Annotated in this window: 16 protein-coding genes and 1 pseudogene; 3 read left to right on the forward strand and 14 right to left on the reverse strand. The window is 40.8% G+C overall.

All coding sequences use genetic code 11. From position 1 onward, the window contains the following. Positions 1-4 precede the first annotated feature (4 nt). The 8 genes from AC0YNV_RS36400 to AC0YNV_RS36435 form a co-directional block, all read right to left on the reverse strand. Positions 5-1,732, reverse strand: a complete 1,728-nt coding sequence (locus AC0YNV_RS36400) for a C40 family peptidase (RefSeq protein WP_475772430.1) — start codon at positions 1,730-1,732, stop codon at positions 5-7. Then, a complete protein-coding gene (locus AC0YNV_RS36405; RefSeq protein ID WP_475772431.1) occupies positions 1,729-4,092 on the reverse strand; it encodes a VirB4-like conjugal transfer ATPase, CD1110 family in 2,364 nt (787 codons plus the stop codon). Before AC0YNV_RS36405 ends, AC0YNV_RS36400 begins: the two co-directional genes overlap by 4 nt. After that, on the reverse strand, positions 4,052-4,432 hold the full coding sequence (locus tag AC0YNV_RS36410; protein WP_475772432.1) for a PrgI family protein: 381 nt from the start codon (positions 4,430-4,432) through the stop codon (positions 4,052-4,054). Before AC0YNV_RS36410 ends, AC0YNV_RS36405 begins: the two co-directional genes overlap by 41 nt. A 350-nt stretch (positions 4,433-4,782) precedes the next feature. After that, the gene (locus AC0YNV_RS36415; protein ID WP_475772433.1) at positions 4,783-5,589 is read right to left on the reverse strand and encodes a VirB6/TrbL-like conjugal transfer protein, CD1112 family; all 807 of its coding nucleotides are present in this window, start codon (positions 5,587-5,589) and stop codon (positions 4,783-4,785) included. A gap of 133 nt (positions 5,590-5,722) precedes the next feature. Beyond that, positions 5,723-6,055 (reverse strand): hypothetical protein, encoded by a 333-nt coding sequence (locus AC0YNV_RS36420; protein WP_475772434.1) that lies wholly within the window; start codon positions 6,053-6,055, stop codon positions 5,723-5,725. 33 nt (positions 6,056-6,088) lie between these two features. Next, positions 6,089-7,945, reverse strand: a complete 1,857-nt coding sequence (locus tag AC0YNV_RS36425; protein ID WP_475772435.1) for a VirD4-like conjugal transfer protein, CD1115 family — start codon at positions 7,943-7,945, stop codon at positions 6,089-6,091. Next, positions 7,946-8,926: a DUF3801 domain-containing protein gene (locus tag AC0YNV_RS36430; protein ID WP_475772436.1), complete on the reverse strand. Its 981-nt coding sequence runs from the start codon at positions 8,924-8,926 to the stop codon at positions 7,946-7,948. Positions 8,927-8,943: 17 nt separating this feature from the next. Further along, positions 8,944-9,111: a helix-turn-helix domain-containing protein gene (locus AC0YNV_RS36435; RefSeq protein ID WP_475772437.1), complete on the reverse strand. Its 168-nt coding sequence runs from the start codon at positions 9,109-9,111 to the stop codon at positions 8,944-8,946. Between the two features lie 198 nt (positions 9,112-9,309). Between AC0YNV_RS36435 and AC0YNV_RS36440 the strand changes: the two genes are divergently transcribed. The 3 genes and pseudogenes from AC0YNV_RS36440 (at position 9,310) to AC0YNV_RS36450 (ending at position 11,012) form a co-directional block, all read left to right on the forward strand. Then, positions 9,310-9,720: a helix-turn-helix domain-containing protein gene (locus AC0YNV_RS36440; RefSeq protein WP_475772438.1), complete on the forward strand. Its 411-nt coding sequence runs from the start codon at positions 9,310-9,312 to the stop codon at positions 9,718-9,720. 145 nt (positions 9,721-9,865) lie between these two features. Further along, a pseudogene (locus AC0YNV_RS36445) lies at positions 9,866-10,293 on the forward strand (IS66 family transposase); the annotation flags it as partial. Between the two features lie 341 nt (positions 10,294-10,634). Further along, positions 10,635-11,012, forward strand: coding sequence for a hypothetical protein (locus tag AC0YNV_RS36450; protein WP_475772439.1), 378 nt, complete (start codon positions 10,635-10,637; stop codon positions 11,010-11,012). A gap of 309 nt (positions 11,013-11,321) precedes the next feature. Here AC0YNV_RS36450 and AC0YNV_RS36455 read toward each other — a convergent pair whose 3' ends face one another. The 6 genes from AC0YNV_RS36455 to AC0YNV_RS36480 all read right to left on the reverse strand — a co-directional run bounded on the left by AC0YNV_RS36455 (position 11,322) and on the right by AC0YNV_RS36480 (position 16,902). After that, positions 11,322-11,909 (reverse strand): response regulator, encoded by a 588-nt coding sequence (locus AC0YNV_RS36455; protein ID WP_475772440.1) that lies wholly within the window; start codon positions 11,907-11,909, stop codon positions 11,322-11,324. Positions 11,910-11,940: 31 nt separating this feature from the next. After that, positions 11,941-13,326, reverse strand: a complete 1,386-nt coding sequence (locus AC0YNV_RS36460; RefSeq protein ID WP_475772441.1) for a sensor histidine kinase — start codon at positions 13,324-13,326, stop codon at positions 11,941-11,943. A gap of 3 nt (positions 13,327-13,329) precedes the next feature. Then, positions 13,330-13,959 (reverse strand): HAD-IA family hydrolase, encoded by a 630-nt coding sequence (locus AC0YNV_RS36465; RefSeq protein WP_475772442.1) that lies wholly within the window; start codon positions 13,957-13,959, stop codon positions 13,330-13,332. Positions 13,960-14,183: 224 nt separating this feature from the next. Next, positions 14,184-15,656 carry a relaxase/mobilization nuclease domain-containing protein gene (locus AC0YNV_RS36470; RefSeq protein WP_475772443.1) on the reverse strand — a complete coding sequence of 491 codons (1,473 nt, stop codon included), beginning with the start codon at positions 15,654-15,656 and terminating at the stop codon, positions 14,184-14,186. Between the two features lie 7 nt (positions 15,657-15,663). Continuing rightward, positions 15,664-15,990 carry a plasmid mobilization protein gene (locus AC0YNV_RS36475; RefSeq protein ID WP_475772444.1) on the reverse strand — a complete coding sequence of 109 codons (327 nt, stop codon included), beginning with the start codon at positions 15,988-15,990 and terminating at the stop codon, positions 15,664-15,666. Between the two features lie 288 nt (positions 15,991-16,278). Further along, positions 16,279-16,902 (reverse strand): HAD-IA family hydrolase, encoded by a 624-nt coding sequence (locus AC0YNV_RS36480; RefSeq protein ID WP_475772445.1) that lies wholly within the window; start codon positions 16,900-16,902, stop codon positions 16,279-16,281. Between the last annotated feature and the right edge of the window lie 215 nt (positions 16,903-17,117).

Here is a 17,117-nt window from a genome sequence, read left to right on the forward strand (position 1 = left end):
TGCCTTACTGGAATAATAGGGGCCTTCGAGGATACTTAAATCCCTTATAGCTGTTTACAATTACGCCTGTTGATCCCTGACAATGAACGTATAAGGGATTGCCGTTTGTATCTCGGCCAATAAAAATGCCGGTGTGATTAACCCCGCCCTGCCCCGGAATGTTCTTGAAAACCAAGTCTCCCGGTTTTAGCTCATCCATCGTTATCGCAAAGGTCTTGCTCCATTGATAGGAAGTTCCTCCTGACGAAAAAACATTTCCAAGACCTGCTGTTTTGAATGCCCAGTCAATAAATCCGCTACAATCCAGCCCATAAGGCTGTAATGTCCCTGTATTATCACTACCAGGCGCGGTGACCATGACGAGCTTACCCCAATTGTCGTTCCATCCAGCGGGACTTTTACCTCCCCAAAAATAATCAACTTTGCCATCTAACGTTAGTGCTGTTTCAATAACCTTCATTCTCGCTTTATCAATATCGCCGCCTAAATTGTTCATTAAATCGGCTAATTCCTCTGGAGTTAAGCTACCGGGGCCGGGACCCGTTCCACCCGCGTAACCTCCGGCTAACTCAGGAAATTGCTCTTGAATAGCTCCTGACGATACGAGCCTTCGCGCCCATTCTTTTTGATCCTCGTCAAAACCAATCCAATCGAAAACATCCTCCATGTCATACGAATAAATTTTAACGACTAGCCTTGTTCTGTTTTCTGAATGACAATGTCTTTCTTCCTCCCCACTCTCCGGGTCTACAATGGTTGAGCACACCTCAGCTGAGTACGTCTCTGTCGCTGTATTTACTCGATTAAATTGATTAAATAGGCTTTTCATATAGTCCTTCTGTGCATCAGAAAAGGTTAATTCCTGCTCAAACTTTACGGCAACCAGGGCGAATATTTCAACCCAACTGACCTGCAATACCCCTTCTTCATTCATATAATCGATTCTCACATCATCATATCCACTATCCCTATAATCCTCGATCTGTTGTTGTAATTTATCATTCAATTCATCGACAGTAGCCTTGTATTGCTTGGCGTTATCCTCATCTGTCATAAAAAAGGAACCCGCTGAACTTGCCGATCCTCCCATACTGTTCGTGGCGGACATGATCAGAAATAGCAGCAAACCAATTACTGCCGCAATCGCCCAAATCTTTGGATTAGCCACAACCGCAGTAACGAGCTTGGCTATAAGTTTTTTCGTTAATTGTTGGGCGGCTTCTTTTAAAAAAGCAGAAGGAGAAGAAAGTGCTTTTTTTAATCCTGTTTTAATCGTGAGGGACGTAAACCTGTTTTTGGAAACAAATTTGCTACTTAACGTTTTGATCGTCGATACGTTACTGGAGTTGCTGGCCGATGGAGTGGAAGCCGCACCTTTAATTTTTCTGAATCCGTACATGGTCCGGGAGCGACTGCCACTTTTAATCGTAGATGGTTGGCATGAAATTCGATTTAAAACACTCGAAATCTGGCTATAGCTCTTTTTAGCTTGGTCTGTACCTTTCTTCGGGAGCCGTAGTGATTGAATCGCTTCATGTGCTTCTTCTTCGTGGTACGAATCAAGCGTCCGAATTAGATGATTTGCCGCTTTTCGGGGGGATTGCTTTACCCGTTTATAAAGCCCCTCTTTCAGTTTGGCTCGAATCCCCCCTTGCGTAACGGGGGGATTTACTGGTGCAGTTCGAATTAGTTTCAGATTTCTTTTTAGTCCTGGCTTAAAGTAAGTTTTCATGCAGGTTGCTCCTTATCGCCCTCCGCAACTTCATCCACTTTCGTTGTTATCATGTTGTATAGCTTGGTCTTTTTAGGAAATTCGTCTTTGAAAGGAACAATCCCATTTCCAACGAATAACAAGCCTTGACCGCTGTCCGAATTGGTCACATAACTAAGTTGTGTTTCGGATATGTTCAATAAATCCGCAAGTTCGTTACGATCCGACGGAGCTTGATTGAGCATCATTAGAAAATCGGAATTAGAGAGCATTCGCCGCGCAAGTTCGGATTTAAGCAAGTCCTCTACGTTCTGCGTAATTCCCGTTGGAACACCGCCCCATTTTCTAGCCCGTTTATACAACTCGAAGAGGAAATTCGCTGAATACTCATTGGCAAAGAGTAAATAGATTTCGTCCAAGTAAATCCAAGTCCGCTTACCCTTGCCCCGGTTTAATGTGATCCGATTCCAAACTTGATCGAGCACAATGAGCATGCCCATTGTTTTAAGCTGCTTTCCCAAATCTTTAATATCGAAGCATACAAAACGGTTATTGATGTTGATGTTTGTTTTGTTGGAGAAAACCGATAAATTGCCTTTCACGTATAATTCAAGTGCTGTCGCCAGTTGAACCGCTTCATCTTCGTTCTGTATTTTCAACTGCTCGTAAAAGTCATAAAGGGTTGGGACATCCTCGGGATCAAACGTCTGTAAATATTGCTTGTACGTGAGTTTCAAGCAGCGGTCGATAATCGACTTTTCTCTAGGGGTAAGACCGTAACGGCCACCCACAAGCACTTCACACAAGGACAGAATGAAATCCGATTTAAGCAATAACGGATCGTCGTCATCGGCATAATCGATCGTCATATCTAGCGGATTAATATAATTCTTTGATCCAGCTGAAATATGAATAACTTCGCCGCTAAAATTGGTTACAAGCTTCGTATATTCCCGTTCGGGGTCAATGATAATCACATCATCGTCGGTATTAAGTAAAACATTTATCATTTCGCGTTTGGCTGCGAAGGATTTACCCGATCCCGGCGTTCCCAAAATAAAACCATTCGGGTTTTTTAGGGAAAGGCGATTGAACATGATCAGATTTCTTGAAACCGCATTTAAGCCGTAATACATCCCCCCCTCTTGAAACAACTCTTGATTGGTAAAGGGCATAAATATAGCTGTGCTTTCTGTCGTCAACGTACGGGAAGCCTTAATTAAATTCAAACCATACGGCAAGCACGAATTTAATGCGTCTTCTTGCTGATAATGAAGGGTTCCCACTTGGCACAAAAACTTGTTGGCAATCGCAGTAATCTCTTTACCGTCTTTATTTAGGGTTTCAAGGTCATCTGCAAAGTGGATGATGATGACATTGGTAAGGAACATTTTTTGGTTTTTGTTAATTAAATCATCGAGAAGTTCTTTAGCTTCATCGAGGGAATGTTTTAACTCATGGGGAATGAATGCTTCCAGATAGCCATTTTTAAGGCTGCGCTTTTGGTACTCAATTTTATTAGCTTCCATGCCGGTAATCTGTTTTTTGACGATTCGAAGCGCTTTATACGCATCGACCGACTTAATATTCATCGTTAACAGGATATTGAAACTGAAGTCGGAGATTTCGCTTAAGAATTTGTCATTAAGAAAGGTAGGTAAATCTCGTATATAGATCGCTCTCGCAAATTTTTCACCAATAATCATATGATCACGTTTAAAGGTAAACGCATCTGGAGCAATTAAGTCCTTCGTCACCAATCCCTTGCGTTTATGCTCGGTAGGGCTGTACCTGAAATGCCCTTCTTGTCCCATGCGGTAAACATCATGAAGAAGTTCCAGGCGTTGATTCAAGTCCAATCCGAAAACAGAGCTCCCCATACGCTTGAAGACGTTCTGCGTCTCATTCTCCATTCGCATAAAGGAATTTCGGGCATCTTCCACCGAACTCGATTCAATGGAAACCGTAATGAATTTCTCTTTTTTGATTTCGTTCTTGCCACCGACAATCTTCTTTTTCAGCATGGCGTTATATTCGTCCCGATATGGCTTAAGATGATCGTCCCGGTTTGTCACGACCAGTTTTTCTTCAAAATCCTCTCTGTTAAAGCTTTTATTCGTAATGGTAATTTGTAAATCAACGGTATTATCGAAAAAATTAAGGAATTCGCAGTATTTGGCAAACACTTCTTCTTGATCTTCCTGTTTACCCACTTGGTAATTAATATCCTTAAACAAAAAGGATTTCGAGAATTTATTTTTCCCATGTAATAAAATGCCGTCTTCGAACGCGTGCGAATACGGAATGGATTGCTGTGTTGTTTTGGGAATCCGTACTTTCTTACTGGCGCTTTTTTTGCTTAGAAAGGATAGCACGGCCATTTTCCCCCTTTTCTTTCGCACTGGATAAGATCTCAAACATATTTAGAGTGGCGTACTTCCTTTTTTGCGGATAAATGAGCTCCTGTTGAATGACTGACTTTATAAATTGCTCAAAGGTCATGCCGTTGTAGTTAAAGTAGCCGACCAAAAATAACGGCATCGCAATGAAAATGACAATCCAACTGGCCGTATCCGAACCCACCATATTTCTTCCAAACCAGTACAAAGGTACGTTGATAATAATGGCAATTAAGGTACAAACCAATTGGCGTAAATTCAATCCGAAAAATAGCTTTTCTTTATACGTTCGAATTTCTTTGGGAATCCGAATTTCAATCATAAATCCTCCATATTAAACGTGACATTGCATATCTTGGGTCGTGGTTGTGGATCAGCGCCGGCCGGGATACAAGACATGAAAACGTAGACCACTTATCGGCTCATTCTCTGTATACAAGGATCTAAAGTAGCTACAGCTTATGATTACTTTATTTAGATTTTCTACCACACAGCATAGACATGTATTTGTCGTGCCTCTTGAATGCCCGATGTTCCTCGAGAACACTCGGAATGGAAATCATCAACAATGAGATCATAATGGCAACATACCAACACCTCTCAACCATGCTCATTTGAAGCCAGTCCAAGATGAACATCGCTCTCCCCCTTTCATCTAAAAACAAAAACCTATCATGCTCCTGTTAATTTTCTCGCCCATGAACCGGATTTTATGACGACAAGTAAAAGAGCTAAAGCGGATAATATGCCTTTCCATACCTCTATATCGCCACCCCCAGTGAAACCACCAAAGGTAAAACTGGAAGCAATCGCGGCGTAGATAACGCATCCGACGATGATAACAATTCCTTGGAGACAAACCGCAGCATATTCCATAATGAACCTTCTTCCTGTTCCAGAAAGGGAATCATGAATGAAGGTTGCAAGCGGTATGGGAGCAACAGCGGTGTAAATAAGCAATTCGAACAATCGGCCAAAAACAATGAGCATGATAACGATTTTTATTCCCTGTAAGACCCACTTAAAAGGAAAAATTTCAAACCTGTAAAGCTGTTTAGCAAACCAACTCATACCGTTAAACTCCGCTTCCATGGCCGAAAAATCCACGTTATATAGCGATGCGCTTGAGCCTTTTGCGCCAACGATGCTTGTAAGGTACGACGACACATGAAAAATGATCTCCAATAAATCGAAAACATGCTCCATTACGAATTTGGCAAATACCAATTTCACCATGCAAGATACAACGATTTCCCATCGAACAAACGAAAAGTTCATGGATTTATTAAGAAAGTCGAGTAAAAAGTAAAGTGTTAAAAGGCTATACGCCACAGGAAGAATGGCTTGATGGATTTCCTTTATTACAGAGTAAAGCCCCGGATATGATGACGGCCCTTGATTAACAAGAGCCGTTACCTCACTAATGAGTGCTGTAAATCCTTGAAACGCTTGCTTAATGTCATCTACTGGAGAGGACAAATTTCACCACCTACCAACCTGTTTATTGATTTTGTTTTCGTATGGAAAAGGTTATTGGTAATGCCCTGCTCTTGACTTGATACAGGAATGGAAGGGCAGCTTACGATTTGATAGCTCGTAGGCTGCCCCTCTCTTACAGTCCGAACAATGGAAGGGATTGTGTAATACCGAACACAAGGAAGCCTGACGCCAAGGTTTTCATGCCCCGAACCTTACCATCTGCATCGTCATTTTTAAACCCTAGGGCCAATTGAACGGCTCCGAAGAAGGCTACAATTAAACCGATGCGTCCCAACCACGTAGCGACTACAGCAATAACAGCATCCAACTTATCCATACCAACCGGATCTCCCGGCGCTGCATATACGCTAGTTGCGACCAACATGAGAACGATAGCGATACAAAGCGACTTGATAGCAATATTCATATTAAATACATTGAAAAACTTGGAAATATAGTTGTTCATCGTCACATTTCTCCCTTTGGGTTCAATTTTATTTTAAATTAAGGCTTCCATCCGTTTTTCTATGGCATCTATTTCCTCAACGTCAACCAAGTGAATGTCATCTTTTCGTTCTTCAAGGTTTTGATCGGGAACCCGCAAATTGAACGGCTTTAAGGTAGCTTCTTCTGTAGGTTCATCGGCAGCTATGCTCACCCCCATTTCAGAATCAAAATAATTGGCTTCGTTAGCTTCATAGAGAAGTTTATAATTCGGATGCGATTCCAGCTTAAACTTCTCACTGTAAAAGGGTCTTAACCCCCGAATAAAAAGGATGCAGTATTTATCCGGCATCTGCGCGATCTCGTCGATGGTCATCAAATCCCGGCCTTGGCTTCCGTAACTGACGCTCGATGAACTGTTTCTTCCCCTCGATCGGCTGGAACTTTTCGTATCGATGGTCTGCTTTCCAAGCCCTTTATTCACCCATTCAAGCGTAGATCGTTCCTGTCCTCCAAGGAATAGGATCGTATCACAGTTGCCGACGATCGTTTCCCATGAGTCCTTATATAAACCTTTGAGTTGCGTCATGTTCTGCAGGATGACCGACACTGAAATGTTACGGCTTCGCATAGTGGCAACTAGTTTATCAAAATCAGGTATCTGCCCGATGTTCGCAAATTCATCCAGCCAGAACTTTACATGATGCTTTAAACTGCCGCCGCTGACAAAATCAGCTTGATAATACAAGGAATCAAACAACTGCGCGTACATCATAGCGACAATGAAATTAAAGGTTGTGTCGCTATCTGGAATGAGTACAAACAAGGCTGTCTTTTCATCCCCTAGCTTGTGTAGTTCCAGATCATCTTCCATCAGCAGCCGTTCAACTTCCTCAATGCCAAATGGTGAAAGCCTAACTCCCGCAGATATTAAGATGCTTTTCGCCGTCTTTCCAGAAGCCATTTTAAAAATATCGTATTGTTTTACGGCAATATGATTGGCGTTCTTTTCCCTGAGTTTCTCAAACAAGAAGTCAAACTCACTTTTGAAATCTTCCTCATCCTCCTTCACTTCTGCAAGTCGTAGCAAAGTAAATACCGATTTGAAATTGTGTTCGAACGTTGGAAGTTCGTAGAAGATATACAGGAAAACCGCCTGTAATAATGCTGTCTCTGCTTTCTCCCAAAAAGGATCACCGCCGCTCTTACCTACATTGGTGTTTTTTATCAGGTTATTAATGACCTTCAAAATGTCGCTTTCCTTTTTAACGTAAGCAAATGGATTGTATCTGCAACTCGACGACATATCGATTAGATTGAATATTTTAATCTTATATCCTTGCTTTTTTAAAGAAGAACCAGTGTCCCGGAGCAATTCCCCTTTGGGGTCGGTGACGACAAAGCTTGTATTTGCTTGCAGGATATTTGGTTTGACAAAGAATCTGCTTTTACCTGTACCTGCTCCACCAATAGCTAAAATATTAAGATTTTTTCGTACCTTTTTGGTATCAAGGCTTAGCCTCTCCGTTTTTGTTAAAATGATATTTTGGAGTTGGGCCTTATGTTTGATACTGTTTCTCTCGGCATTACCTCCCCATCTGGCCGTGCCATGCTCTTTCCCTGGCATCAAATTCTTTTGATCGGTTACTTTATAAAGGACATATAAGGAAACAGCGATTAGTTCCAGCAATAGTATTTGCCACTCTTTTTTGCTCGGTACAATGACATTCGTCTGGATACTTTCTAAAGTTGCTTCACTGTAATTTTCGATGTTGAGTATATTGAATTTTTCTTCTGTGGTTGAGATAACATGGTGAAAGTGCAATGTAAAGTAAGCAAGTGGGATATAGAGAAGGAAACAAAGGAGGGCAAAAAATCTAAGTTGTTTTTTCCTTTTATCTTGATCGTTCACTTATCGCCCCCCTCTTTCCTTATTTTTGTTTTTTGTCGGAGGGGCTTGTTTTTGTGCTTCCATTAAGGGCTTGATTTCCTCACGTCTTTCGGCAAGCGACATCCGTTCTTGGCCCTGATCTCTGCTTTCAGTTCGGACATTATTTGCCTTAGTGCCAAGCTTTTCAGCAAGTGTTGTTCGCTGGTCTTCTTCCCGGCTATGATCGTGTTCAGCCCTGAAAACATAAACATGACCTTGACGTTCTACACTTATCCGATCCCTTTTGTTTCCAACATCAAAATGGTGTTTCTCATTGTCTTTCATGTTTTCCAAAATCCGTTTAACTCGTTCATCCAATTGGTGTTTCTCCAGACGTTCAAACATGCCGTTACGATCAATTACGAATGTCATTTCGATATTGCCTTTAGGATCAACGGCTTCGTAGGGCTTAACGTTGTTTTGATTTGTTGTGAGCTGCTTCACTTCCTCATGTTTGCTTTCAATCGTTTCAGCCTTGTCATCTCTCACAGATTCCATTTGGTCGTTTTTTACACGGAACAGTTTCTCCCTGATTAATGATAATCCGCTTTGTTGCTGCTCCTTTTCATCAATTTTAGTAACGGGGATTTCCCTATCTTTCAGTTCTCTTTCGACCAACTTTTCTAGAACTAATTTAACTCGGCTTTCTTCACTCTGTTTGTAGAAAACGGATAACTGGTTTTGGTCTTTGACTACCGCATAGGAAATTTCATATTTTTTTGCAAGTTCATTAAATGCTTTAAGCTGCTTTTGATCCAGATCGAACAATTTGATTTCATCGTTCGATTTTACAAGCTTACTTAAAGCAACTTCACCTGCCTTATCAGCCTGTTCCTTTGCCTTCTGAATTAAAAACAGAAGCATCTGCTTCATGGATTCATTCGTCATTTTAGCGGCTTCTCTGGATAAATCCGCGCCTAGTCGGGTTACAACCGTTGAAACGTCACCGCCGATTTCGGACATGTTCTCACTCCTTTGATTTACATTTCCTTACGCTGTGGTTCATCGTCACCATCAAGTTCCGCTATATCAACCTCTAATGCCTTAGCGATTCTCCTAATGTTTTCATGTGTAGGGTACTTTCGATTTCCCTTTTCAATTTGGGATATGGTCGGTTGCGGAACCCCTGATTTTTCCGCTAGCTCCAATTGGGTCCAACCTCTTTCTAATCGTTTTAATCTGATCTTATGAATATTTTTGCACCTCCTTGATCTGATTATATTCGAAATCAAATAACCTGTAAATAGATATTATTAATATTATGATTATTAATATATGGGCATATAACAAATAAAGATCAGAATTTGATAAGATAAAATAAACCAATCGAATCGAGTAGATAAAATATGGATGACCTAAAAAAATACATTGGCGAAAAGATAAAGATCTATCGTAAAAATCTAAAAATGACAACTTCTGAATTAGGTGCTTTATCCGAAACATCCCAAAGCACCATTAGCGGCATCGAACGCGGAGAAAGATTTGCTAACTTCGATGCAATGATAAGAATTTGCGATGCCTTAGGAATCACATTATATGATGTCTTACCGCCAAAGAATTTAGATTCTCATGAAGATGAAGTGAATTCGAATTTGGATCGATTCAATACATATTTGAAACGGCTATCTTCAGATGAAATAGATTTAGCAGCATCACTCGTAATGGACCACATGTCATTGCTTAAACATATTCATGGCCTAGACCCCCGACAGAAGAAAAATTTAACCAACCTCCTCGATTCGTTATTGAATAATTGATAGCTACATCGTACAAGCTTCGACAAATTTAAGGGAGGACCAAAATAATACCCCTCCCTTGTTCAATGACCTTTGTGATAGAATGATACCTTTCAGATCACCGGATGCCGGCCGCACTTGCGGCTACAACAATATTTTTATACAAAAAATCGCCCTAGAGACTTATTCGGTATGGCTCAAGCAGCAGCGCTCTCAAACATTGCCGAAGAGTCTGGTTGAACAAGCATTGCTTATAACTTGAATCAGTGGGAAAAATTGACGGTATTCCTAAAGGATGGCCGATTCGAAATCGATAACAACCGAAGTGAACGCTGATAAAGCCGTTCGTGATCGGAAGAAAGAACTGGTTATTTGCGAACACGCCACGAGGCGCGAAGGCAAGTGCGGCGATCTACAGCGTCATTTAGACCGCGAAGGAAAAAAGGGCTTCTTCCGTTTCAATATTTAAAATACCTGTTTGAGCAGCTTCCGGATCCACAAAATCTAGAAGCGATCGAGCCTTATTTGCCATGGTCATCTTCGCTTGGCATGGGCTATTTCGAGGTATGTGACGCTTACTTAATGACAGTTTAAACCCCACAGGACTGGTTCGCCGCTGCATCGAATTATCGTCTCCGTTAGTTGATGCCGCCCTTCTACTTAACATGAGAACACTAGCGACATCGCCATCATCAAACGATCTGCTGGCAACTTTCGCCCCTTCGCCTTTAGGGTAGGAGTGAGCATAAGAAAATCCCTTCATTTCCGAAGGGATTTTTCTTCCTGAATCGTCTCCGTTGGAAAGATGACAATCCTCACAGTCCGGCACGAATAATGTGAGGATTGTCATCTCATTTTCGTGAAGAAGGTCACTGATCTTCGAAGATGCGCTCTGGTAAGATCAATACATAAGAAAAAACGAGGGAGTGTTCAGAATGAAGAAAACTTGGATGGTCGGCGTGAGGGCAGGGCTTATTTCCGGCGTTGCGGGGGTCGTGTTATTTTACCTGCTGACGCTACTTACAGGACTGCATTTCATCCAATTGAATCCGGTGTCGATTATGGTCGTATCGATTGTCGTCAATTGTGTTGGCGCATTTATTTATGCTAAACTTCGCAAGACAATGTCCCGGCCGCGGCTGATCTACGCCTTGATTGCAGTAGGCGTTGCCGTGCTATTGTCGTGGATGGACTGGGCTTATCCGCCCGAACCGCAGATCGGGGATATTGCCAATCCGATACATGCGATCGTTGTAGCGTTGTCCATTGTACTGATTCCAATATGGCTAAGGGAAGGTCGTTCGATGCGATGAGAAGATGGCTGATGCTGGCCCCTTTAAGAGAGCACTGCAAAAGCCATGCTTTGTCGTCATAAGGACTCTGAACTGGAAAAATGCATCCCCAGCAACGAAAAAAGCAGTCCATCCTCAACTGAGGATGGGCTGCTTTTGCTCAATTAGCTTTATCATCCGTTTTACGTTCACAAAAAGGCAGCTGCCGGCGAGATCTACTCCACTAATCTGTATACAAAAAAATAGGGTGACGGCGCGGATCGGGCGCTGCCGCGGCCAAATGATGTGTACAAAAAAAATAGCCCCTACTTTGAGGAGCGTAATGCTTTGCTACGCATTTAATTTCTTCTTTATGGACTGAATTTGTTTTTTAACTGTATCTATCGATTTATAGAGCTTTTCTGCAATTTGCTTCCTCCCGTATCCTTTTTGTTGCAGGATATAAATTTCTTGTTCGGAAGGGCTAAGAGCCTTCATTTTCTTTTCTTCCTTAATTCGAGATAGCAAGGCGGGGGAAGCATCGGGGTGAATTCGATTCCTGCCCTCAGCAGCTTCCTGTATAGCTGATATGATGTCAAATATGCTGGACTTGTTTATATAATTGATTGCTCCAGATTCAAAAGAATTAATAATGACTTCTTCATCAACAATTGAAGTAAGTGCAATTATTTTAAGTCCCCGATCACTTAATTCCTTTATAAGCTCAATCCCATCTAAATTAGCTCTCGTAAGGTTTAAATCCAATAATACAACATCGATGTCGGGTACCTCTTTCACAATTTTTAGCATCTCTTCCTTACATCCTACAACTCGAACGACATCGATATTATTTGTCCCCTTTGCAATATATTTGGATATGTTCTCCTGCCAAAAAGGCTCGTCCTCGACCAAAACCACTCTTATTTTTTTATTTTCCATATGGGTTTACCTCCATTCCAAAACTATACGATCATGTATGCATCGAGCTTTGTTGAGCGACCCGCGATTTAGGCAACTGGATAATGACAGAAGTTCCTTTGTTCACCTCACTATGTACAATAATTTCGCCATCATGTGCTCGGATTGCCTTATAACAGAAACTAAGTCCTAGACCATGGTTTTTTATGCTCTTCTTTGTCGAAAAGAATGGTTCCATGATCCGGTTTAGTTCTTCTTTGGGGATTCCAACACCGTTATCACTAATCTCAATACTTATCCCATTCTTCATCTGAAACAACTGAACATATATCCTTCCGTCTGGAACATCGATAGCTTCTATGGCATTATTAAGGATATTTTTAATAACTTCCGCTAAAAGAACATTGTCACCATGCAACGTAACCGGTTTCAATTGTGTTTCTATTTGAATGCCTTTAGAACTGTACATAGCCTTTATTCCATTAACACAATTCGTAATCAATTCTACCAGTTGGACATTTCCCTCTTTAAGAACAATATCTTCCGTCTTTGAACGAATCCGATCCACCATATTATCAATGCCTTCAATTGCAGAAAAGACCGATTCAATGGAGCTTTTGGCTTCATCCAAATCTTTATTTTCAATTGAGTCTTTAGCGAGAACGAAGAAAAATCTGATTTTACTAACTTCGTTCTTAATCGTGTGATTTAAAATCGCCGTTCCACTACTCATAATTTGCATAGACTTATCTAGTACGTGTTGTTGTTCTATTTTGATCTTGATTCCAAAGGCACCCGTTAGGAAAATATATCCGACGAATAAGACATAGGCTATAGAGAAAAAAACAGGGACAAATCGGAATAATTCGGTATGTGGGTCAATTGCCCGTAATGTGTAATTAAAGAAAAAAATACCTAACCAAGCAGGAACCAGGACGGTAAATACACGAAACTTGCTTTTTTTGCGGTACATGTTTATTTCACTGCGCCATGTGTAGAACATGAGCCAGCTTGCAATAAAGAAATACGGGGCAGACCATACAAGAAGCACTCGAAAATTAATGACAATGTCAGGGTAGAAGTCAGAAAAAAATATCATAACAACCATTGGTATTGAAAGGAGATATGCCAACCATTTCTTAGTCTTTGGCTTAACTATTTCCGAATACACAATGGCGTACATGAGAATGGCATAAGGAGAAATAACCTCCCCTAGAAATTGAAAATAGATATGCATCTCAAATGTAATATTCGAAAGGGATATGGCCCCTATCTTCTGAAGCTCCGGGATCACGTCACTCACTAAATATTCTGACAGAGCGCCTATTGCAGCGGACATAATAAATGTGACCATCCATCGGTTAGCTTCATTTTCCTTGGGTTGCGTAACGAGTAGGATGATCCCAAACAACAAATTAAAAAAGAAAATAAACAGCATAGGTCAATTCCTTAAAACAATGCTTAAAATATCTTCTGGCCGTTGTGCAATATAATCCGCATGTCCTGTAGTCAAAAGATCAATTGAATCGTAGCCCCAAGCCGCCGCGATACAACAAAGGTGATTCTTTTTAGCAGCTTTAATATCCCTTAATTCGTCGCCTATATAAACCACCTCATCGCTGTTTATCCCATTCCTTTTAAGAAAAGAGGAAATATTTTTTGCTTTAGAAAAAGGATTAGATGAAAAATGACTATAATCAAAAATGTTAATTGAATTGTTGTTTAAAAACTGGCTTGTTATATCACGGGAGTTGGAGGTCAAAAAACCTAAACGAAACCTTCTTTGCTTTAATTCGTGAATCACCTCATTCATACCGTCAACCGAATGCAGTGTGGGAATGTACTGCTGATACTTTTGCTTAATGAGTATCCCAATAAGAGCCATTTGATAAAGGGGTACACCAAGCCTTTTACACCTTTCACGCACCGATAACGTACTTAGTAAATCAATGTCTTCATCCTTGATTTTTTTATAGCCGCGTTTTTCAGCAATTTCATTAAAGATATGAATGGCCAATAACTTTGTATTTACAATGGTTCCATTAAAATTGAAGAGTAAAACTTTGGTCATAAGTCACCTTCCCTTTCAACCCCTACATATTGTAACATGTCTCCAATTATCACAAGAATGAGTCTAAGGTATACACTTCATTGGAGTGGCCGCGCGCGATCGGCGCGGGCTGCTCTTATTTTCGTATACAGATTTTCGGTTTTGGATCCACCGGCAGCTGCACTTTTGTATACGGATTAAGAGCTGCAGCTGCACACCAGGACGGAAAACTGTATACTAGTTTTTTATCTTTCGTCGCGTTGTTTTTTTGTTTCGTTGATTTGATTTCTCGGCAGAAGGATTTGATTTCTTTGGTCCAATGTTTTTTCGATTTCCATGAGCTTCGATAGTTCCTCTTTCGACGCATCCCATCTTACCTTTAGCTGTTCCATTTTCTTTTCAACTGATTTTTGCTTTTCAACATATGAGGGTAATTCATTTTCTTTAATGCCGATCTTTTTCAATTGATTAAGCGCCTTTTCAAACGTCTCTAACTCTGTGTTGTATTTTCTCTTTAGGATCATTTTTTTAATTGTAGACGCTTGATATTCGTCGTAGATTGGCTTGTATTTGTTATACGTATCAATGGTCTGGACGACGAGTATCATATTTCGATTCATTTGAGTTGCTTCTTTTATAACGGAATTGATCTCTTGGATTTGGCTTTCCATTTTAGTAATCGCCTGTTTCAAGTCGGACCGACTTTTTAGACTTTGATCGGTGATGAACTTCAGTTGATTAGATAACTTCGATATTTCAATATCTGCTTTAAAATCTCGTTTGACATTTCTTCTTTGGGCCTCAGCAGTATTACGGTCAATCAATGTTCGAATAAGAGCAATCGTAAGCATAAAGTTAACGGCCAAGGTTCCCCGTCTGTACTGATATTGTCTTGCTGCATGTATGATTTGGTTTCGGCTCGTTTTACGATTAAACCGATACTTATATTTGTGTTTCGATTCAGAAAGATTAAACGCTTTAAATCGAATCCGTTCCTTAATTCGGTCTTCTGTATACTCGACCCCTAGTGTTTTTCCTCTAACCGATCTCTCCATGCCGGGAGCCTTAAACGTCATGTATTTCACATTTCCTTGTTTCATCGTGTAACCTTGTTGATTCATCCTGTACATGAAATCCTCAAACGAACTGGCTGATTTTATAACGGTGTCAATATTATTTTTAATATGAGCTTTCCATGAAGTCCCTTGCCTTTCTTCGTTCCATTCCTTATACGATTTTGAAACGGAATCTTTGTTGAACGGGATCACATTGAGGTTATACGCCTTCGCAACTTCATCCGAATAATCCCTTGCGTCTTTCAAACTCTGTTTACAAGCATTGAATTTCTTACCGTCCAGAGAAACGGAATTAATAATGATGTGGTTATGGTAATGCCCTTTATCTAAGTGAGTGCTGATGATAAATTGATACTTATCGCCAAACAATTTCTCGGCCCACTTCAATCCGATTTCATGTGCTCTGTACGGATCGTTAATCTCATTCTCTTTGAAGGATTGAATGAAATGAAAGCCAAGCGTTCCTTCTTCTTTATTGTGTTTTTTCTTATTTCCGATCATCTGCTTATAGGCCAGCTTATCATTCGTTGCACAGTTCACGCCCGTTACAAAGCAACCGTAGTCCGTTTTTTTATCGTTAACAATATATTTCAAGGATCGGTTCAAGGTCGTTCGTATCGTAATTTGTTTTACGTATGGCAAAATGAAGTCATCCCCCATCGTAAAATTTTTCGATTTGATTATAGATGTCATCTAACTGTTTTCTTAAATATTTAACATCGTCTGCACTTACATATTCCACTTCGTTAGCCCGACGAGCGATTTGGTTAATGTTGTTACCAATCTTATTGACCTCATAAACTAATTGCTCGACCTGCGAAAAATCACGTTTTATAATGTAACCCTCCAACGACATTCTTCTAAGGTATTTGCTTCGATCTAGCTCCGCGACCTCTGCCTTTTTATCGATCATTTCCAATTCCTTTTGCGTAACGAAGAACTTAACTTCTTTATCTCTGTATCGTTTTTTATCCAATGGCATCACCTTCTTTTTTCAGGGGTTTTAGGGCGCAGCCCTAATGAATTTCGGGGTCATAGGGGGAACCCCTAACAAGCATTTTTTCGGAAGTGTGGCTACACTTCCAATGCTTGCTTCTTCTTCCATCATTCCTTCTTTACCCGCCATTTTATCACTTCCATCATTTGGTTTAAAGGGGAAAAGGTATTGAATTGCAAAAAAAAACCACCTATTATAAGGCGGTTTGAACTATTGTTGATTAATTTTCACACCATTCGTCATCGTTCAAATGTCCGTCAATTTAAGCTAAAGCATGTTCTCAAATTCCTGTGGGGAATGGCACAGGAAGTTAGGACCCGCACCCCGCAGAAGAGTTGCAGAATCAAATCCCCATGTTACAGCCGCAACCTTGACACCTATTTTCTTGCAGGCTTGAATGTCTCTGAGCTCATCTCCGATATACAACATGTTTTCCCGATTGATCCGGTATTTGCGGCCAACGCTTGCGATAGCCCTGTCTTTTCCGAATAAATTCGAAGCAGAATGAATGAATTCAAACAGATGCAGGTAGTGAAGGTCCAGGAAGGCTTGAATATTTTCCCGTGTATTGGACGACAGCAGACCAAGCGAATATCCTTTCTGCTTCAAGCTGTGAAGGACCCCGGTCATTCCTTCAACCGGTTGTAGCCCAACCACAGCTTTCCTGTACTCCCTCTTTCCCTCCAGAATCAAAGCAGGCAGCTTATATAAAGGCACATGAAGCGCCCGCATGCGATCAGGAAGCGACAAATTGGACAGCTCCGAAATTTTGCTGTCTTCGATTTTATCTCCGCCGTATTTTCCGGAAAGTTCGTTAAAAAGCTCAACCGCCAACATTTTGGATTGGACAATGGTTCCATCAAAATCAAAAATTAAGTATGGCTTCTCCAAGGCAGCAGACCTCCATTTTATCAAAGTGGAAAAACCCTTTCGCCCTTCAAAACCTCTTACTTGAATCTTTGACTACTCACTCTGTCCCCGTCTTTTCTGATTGAACTCCCTCGGTACGATTAAGTTTTCTCACGAATGCTCGCTTATTCGCAGGATTTCTCCCTTGTTAGACATGTATGAAGGACGCTCGGGTGACCACTTCATAGACCTGGACA

The sequence above is a fragment of the Paenibacillus sp. JT31N11 genome (assembly GCF_056269285.1).

Coding starts and splice junctions, on each gene's coding strand:
- AC0YNV_RS36400 (WP_475772430.1), bottom strand. CDS start 1,732: ATGAAAACTTACTTTAAGCCAGGACTAAAAAGAAATCTGAAACTAATT.
- AC0YNV_RS36405 (WP_475772431.1), bottom strand. CDS start 4,092: ATGGCCGTGCTATCCTTTCTAAGCAAAAAAAGCGCCAGTAAGAAAGTA.
- AC0YNV_RS36410 (WP_475772432.1), bottom strand. CDS start 4,432: ATGATTGAAATTCGGATTCCCAAAGAAATTCGAACGTATAAAGAAAAG.
- AC0YNV_RS36420 (WP_475772434.1), bottom strand. CDS start 6,055: ATGAACAACTATATTTCCAAGTTTTTCAATGTATTTAATATGAATATT.
- AC0YNV_RS36430 (WP_475772436.1), bottom strand. CDS start 8,926: ATGTCCGAAATCGGCGGTGACGTTTCAACGGTTGTAACCCGACTAGGC.
- AC0YNV_RS36440 (WP_475772438.1), top strand. CDS start 9,310: ATGGATGACCTAAAAAAATACATTGGCGAAAAGATAAAGATCTATCGT.
- AC0YNV_RS36450 (WP_475772439.1), top strand. CDS start 10,635: ATGAAGAAAACTTGGATGGTCGGCGTGAGGGCAGGGCTTATTTCCGGC.
- AC0YNV_RS36455 (WP_475772440.1), bottom strand. CDS start 11,909: ATGGAAAATAAAAAAATAAGAGTGGTTTTGGTCGAGGACGAGCCTTTT.
- AC0YNV_RS36460 (WP_475772441.1), bottom strand. CDS start 13,326: ATGCTGTTTATTTTCTTTTTTAATTTGTTGTTTGGGATCATCCTACTC.
- AC0YNV_RS36465 (WP_475772442.1), bottom strand. CDS start 13,959: ATGACCAAAGTTTTACTCTTCAATTTTAATGGAACCATTGTAAATACA.